The 5,330-nt window shown below is 52.1% G+C and carries 2 tRNA genes, 2 rRNA genes and 1 pseudogene; 1 reads left to right on the top strand and 4 read right to left on the bottom strand.

The features are described 5' to 3' along the window. Positions 1 to 41: 41 nt before the first annotated feature. The 4 genes from HZR81_RS23105 to HZR81_RS23090 all read right to left on the bottom strand — a co-directional run bounded on the left by HZR81_RS23105 (position 42) and on the right by HZR81_RS23090 (position 4,965). Positions 42 to 2,932, bottom strand: a 23S ribosomal RNA gene (locus HZR81_RS23105). Between the two features lie 246 nt (positions 2,933 to 3,178). Continuing rightward, a tRNA-Ala gene (locus tag HZR81_RS23100) sits at positions 3,179 to 3,254 on the bottom strand. 6 nt (positions 3,255 to 3,260) lie between these two features. Further along, positions 3,261 to 3,337, bottom strand: a tRNA-Ile gene (locus tag HZR81_RS23095). A gap of 91 nt (positions 3,338 to 3,428) precedes the next feature. Then, positions 3,429 to 4,965, bottom strand: a 16S ribosomal RNA gene (locus tag HZR81_RS23090). Together the 16S and 23S rRNA genes with 2 tRNA genes alongside form the textbook arrangement of a ribosomal RNA operon. Positions 4,966 to 5,121: 156 nt before the next feature. On the opposite strand from HZR81_RS23090, the pseudogene HZR81_RS23085 reads away from it, so the two are divergent. Next, a pseudogene (locus HZR81_RS23085) lies at positions 5,122 to 5,330 on the top strand (hypothetical protein); the annotation flags it as partial.

The raw sequence follows: 5,330 nt of genomic DNA, 5'->3' as shown, positions 1-5,330 counted from the left end.
TGTCGACTTACCGTCTAACAGCCAAATTGTTTGGGTGTTATATGGTCAAGCCTCACGGGCAATTAGTATTGGTTAGCTCAACGCCTCACAGCGCTTACACACCCAACCTATCAACGTCGTAGTCTTCGACGGCCCTTCAGGGAGCTCAAGGCTCCAGTGAGATCTCATCTTGAGGCAAGTTTCCCGCTTAGATGCTTTCAGCGGTTATCTCTTCCGAACATAGCTACCCGGCAATGCCACTGGCGTGACAACCGGAACACCAGAGGTTCGTCCACTCCGGTCCTCTCGTACTAGGAGCAGCCCCTCTCAAATCTCAAACGTCCACGGCAGATAGGGACCGAACTGTCTCACGACGTTCTAAACCCAGCTCGCGTACCACTTTAAATGGCGAACAGCCATACCCTTGGGACCGGCTTCAGCCCCAGGATGTGATGAGCCGACATCGAGGTGCCAAACACCGCCGTCGATATGAACTCTTGGGCGGTATCAGCCTGTTATCCCCGGAGTACCTTTTATCCGTTGAGCGATGGCCCTTCCATACAGAACCACCGGATCACTAAGACCTACTTTCGTACCTGCTCGACGTGTCTGTCTCGCAGTCAAGCGCGCTTTTGCCTTTATACTCTGCGACCGATTTCCGACCGGTCTGAGCGCACCTTCGTACTCCTCCGTTACTCTTTAGGAGGAGACCGCCCCAGTCAAACTACCCACCATACACTGTCCTCGATCCGGATAACGGACCAGAGTTAGAACCTCAAGGTTGCCAGGGTGGTATTTCAAGGATGGCTCCACGCGAACTGGCGTCCACGCTTCAAAGCCTCCCACCTATCCTACACAAGCAAGCTCAAAGTCCAGTGCAAAGCTATAGTAAAGGTTCACGGGGTCTTTCCGTCTAGCCGCGGATACACTGCATCTTCACAGCGATTTCAATTTCACTGAGTCTCGGGTGGAGACAGCGCCGCCATCGTTACGCCATTCGTGCAGGTCGGAACTTACCCGACAAGGAATTTCGCTACCTTAGGACCGTTATAGTTACGGCCGCCGTTTACCGGGGCTTCGATCAAGAGCTTCGCTTGCGCTAACCCCATCAATTAACCTTCCGGCACCGGGCAGGCGTCACACCCTATACGTCCACTTTCGTGTTTGCAGAGTGCTGTGTTTTTAATAAACAGTCGCAGCGGCCTGGTATCTTCGACCGGCATGGGCTTACTGAGCAAGTCATTCACCCTCACCGGCGCACCTTCTCCCGAAGTTACGGTGCCATTTTGCCTAGTTCCTTCACCCGAGTTCTCTCAAGCGCCTTGGTATTCTCTACCCAACCACCTGTGTCGGTTTGGGGTACGGTTCCTAGTTACCTGAAGCTTAGAGGCTTTTCCTGGAAGCATGGCATCAACCACTTCGCTTTCTAAAAGAAAGCTCGTCATCAGCTCTCGGCATTAAGATCCCGGATTTACCTAAGATCTCTGCCTACCACCTTAAACAAGGACAACCAACGCCTTGCTGGCCTAGCCTTCTCCGTCCCCCCATCGCAGTAACTAGAAGTACGGGAATATTAACCCGTTTCCCATCGACTACGCTCTTCAGCCTCGCCTTAGGGACCGACTCACCCTGCGTCGATTAACGTTGCGCAGGAACCCTTGGTCTTTCGGCGTGCGAGTTTTTCACTCGCATTGTCGTTACTCATGTCAGCATTCGCACTTCTGATACCTCCAGCGAGCTTCTCAACTCACCTTCACAGGCTTACAGAACGCTCCTCTACCGCTCATCTTGCGATGAACCCGTAGCTTCGGTACCTGGTTTGAGCCCCGTTACATCTTCCGCGCAGGCCGACTCGACTAGTGAGCTATTACGCTTTCTTTAAAGGATGGCTGCTTCTAAGCCAACCTCCTAGCTGTCTAAGCCTTCCCACATCGTTTCCCACTTAACCAGGATTTTGGGACCTTAGCTGACGGTCTGGGTTGTTTCCCTTTTCACGACGGACGTTAGCACCCGCCGTGTGTCTCCCGTGCTGACACTTGCTGGTATTCGGAGTTTGCATCGGTTTGGTAAGTCGGGATGACCCCCTAGCCGAAACAGTGCTCTACCCCCAGCAGTGATACACGAGGCGCTACCTAAATAGCTTTCGAGGAGAACCAGCTATCTCCGAGCTTGATTAGCCTTTCACTCCGATCCACAGGTCATCCGCTAACTTTTCAACGGTAGTCGGTTCGGTCCTCCAGTCAGTGTTACCTAACCTTCAACCTGCCCATGGATAGATCGCCCGGTTTCGGGTCTATTCCCAGCGACTAGACGCCCTATTAAGACTCGCTTTCGCTACGCCTCCCCTATTCGGTTAAGCTCGCCACTGAAAATAAGTCGCTGACCCATTATACAAAAGGTACGCAGTCACCTAACAAAGTAGGCTCCCACTGCTTGTACGCATACGGTTTCAGGTTCTATTTCACTCCCCTCTCCGGGGTTCTTTTCGCCTTTCCCTCACGGTACTGGTTCACTATCGGTCAGTCAGTAGTATTTAGCCTTGGAGGATGGTCCCCCCATGTTCAGACAAAGTTTCTCGTGCTCCGTCCTACTCGATTTCACTTCTAAGATCCTTTCGCGTACAGGGCTATCACCCACTATGGCCGCACTTTCCAGAGCGTTCCGCTAAAATCAAAGAAGCTTAAGGGCTAGTCCCCGTTCGCTCGCCACTACTAAGGGAATCTCGGTTGATTTCTTTTCCTCAGGGTACTTAGATGTTTCAGTTCCCCTGGTTCGCCTCACACACCTATGTATTCAGTGTGTGATAACCATCTTATGATGGCTGGGTTCCCCCATTCAGAGATCTCCGGATCAAAGTCTGTTTGCCGACTCCCCGAAGCTTTTCGCAGGCTACCACGTCTTTCATCGCCTCTGACTGCCAAGGCATCCACCGTATGCGCTTCTTCACTTGACCATATAACCCCAAGCAATCTGGTTACTGTCTATAACGTGAAGACGACATTCGCCGAAAATCCGCATTGTGCTCTCTCGAGCAACTCGCAAATTTTACCTTGACTCGAACGATCGCCAGTGAAAACGATCATTCAAATCTACTTCTATCACATACCCAAATTTTTAAAGAACGGTCTGGCGCAAAGTCCAGAAATCAATGTTCAATCCGAACACTCATTTCTGAGCTTTCAAAGCGATGGCGAGATAATGGTGGAGCCAAGCGGGATCGAACCGCTGACCTCCTGCGTGCAAAGCAGGCGCTCTCCCAGCTGAGCTATGGCCCCTTCGATTGGTGGGTCTGGGCAGATTCGAACTGCCGACCTCACCCTTATCAGGGGTGCGCTCTAACCAACTGAGCTACAGACCCAATCGTTACTCTCGGGTCTAAACCCAATCGCCTTTCGCAAGTGAATCAAGCAATTCGTGTGGGAGCTTATGACGAAGCCGGTGTCTTCGATTAAGGAGGTGATCCAGCCGCAGGTTCCCCTACGGCTACCTTGTTACGACTTCACCCCAGTCATGAATCACTCCGTGGTAACCGTCCCCCCGAAGGTTAGACTAGCTACTTCTGGAGCAACCCACTCCCATGGTGTGACGGGCGGTGTGTACAAGGCCCGGGAACGTATTCACCGTGACATTCTGATTCACGATTACTAGCGATTCCGACTTCACGCAGTCGAGTTGCAGACTGCGATCCGGACTACGATCGGTTTTATGGGATTAGCTCCACCTCGCGGCTTGGCAACCCTTTGTACCGACCATTGTAGCACGTGTGTAGCCCAGGCCGTAAGGGCCATGATGACTTGACGTCATCCCCACCTTCCTCCGGTTTGTCACCGGCAGTCTCCTTAGAGTGCCCACCTTAACGTGCTGGTAACTAAGGACAAGGGTTGCGCTCGTTACGGGACTTAACCCAACATCTCACGACACGAGCTGACGACAGCCATGCAGCACCTGTGTCAGAGTTCCCGAAGGCACCAATCCATCTCTGGAAAGTTCTCTGCATGTCAAGGCCTGGTAAGGTTCTTCGCGTTGCTTCGAATTAAACCACATGCTCCACCGCTTGTGCGGGCCCCCGTCAATTCATTTGAGTTTTAACCTTGCGGCCGTACTCCCCAGGCGGTCGACTTAATGCGTTAGCTGCGCCACTAAGATCTCAAGGATCCCAACGGCTAGTCGACATCGTTTACGGCGTGGACTACCAGGGTATCTAATCCTGTTTGCTCCCCACGCTTTCGCACCTCAGTGTCAGTATTAGCCCAGGTGGTCGCCTTCGCCACTGGTGTTCCTTCCTATATCTACGCATTTCACCGCTACACAGGAAATTCCACCACCCTCTGCCATACTCTAGCTCGCCAGTTTTGGATGCAGTTCCCAGGTTGAGCCCGGGGCTTTCACATCCAACTTAACGAACCACCTACGCGCGCTTTACGCCCAGTAATTCCGATTAACGCTTGCACCCTTCGTATTACCGCGGCTGCTGGCACGAAGTTAGCCGGTGCTTATTCTGTCGGTAACGTCAAAACAGCAAGGTATTAGCTTACTGCCCTTCCTCCCAACTTAAAGTGCTTTACAATCCGAAGACCTTCTTCACACACGCGGCATGGCTGGATCAGGCTTTCGCCCATTGTCCAATATTCCCCACTGCTGCCTCCCGTAGGAGTCTGGACCGTGTCTCAGTTCCAGTGTGACTGATCATCCTCTCAGACCAGTTACGGATCGTCGCCTTGGTGAGCCTTTACCTCACCAACTAGCTAATCCGACCTAGGCTCATCTGATAGCGCAAGGCCCGAAGGTCCCCTGCTTTCTCCCGTAGGACGTATGCGGTATTAGCGTTCCTTTCGAAACGTTGTCCCCCACTACCAGGCAGATTCCTAGGCATTACTCACCCGTCCGCCGCTGAATCAAGGAGCAAGCTCCTCTCATCCGCTCGACTTGCATGTGTTAGGCCTGCCGCCAGCGTTCAATCTGAGCCATGATCAAACTCTTCAGTTCAATACTGCTTGGGTTTTGAGAAAACCCTAAACTTGGCTCAGCAATCGCAAATCTCTTTACTAGAAAGAGTAACTCTCGAATAAACGAGTGTTGCTTTGTGATGCTGATAATCTTGCGACTACCAGTCTTACATTCACAAGCACCCACACGAATTGCTTGATTCAGTTGTTAAAGAGCGTTTCGATCAAGCCTTTCGTCTCAACCGAGGCCGCGCATTCTACAGCAGCCTTTCTTACTGTCAAGCTGTTTTTCGAAAATTTCTTTTCTACTCAACCGCTTGCCGCCTCGATCAATCTGCATCTCTCGTCAGCGGGAGGCGAATCATACAGCGATCAGAACCGCTGTCAACCACCTCTTTCAACCGC

Origin of the sequence: Pseudomonas sp. LM13, assembly GCF_041381355.1 — a bacterium.
Taxonomy (GTDB): Bacteria; Pseudomonadota; Gammaproteobacteria; order Pseudomonadales; family Pseudomonadaceae; genus Stutzerimonas; species Stutzerimonas frequens.
Note: the sequence above shows the minus strand (reverse complement) of the source record. Positions and strands in the feature narration are given on the sequence as shown.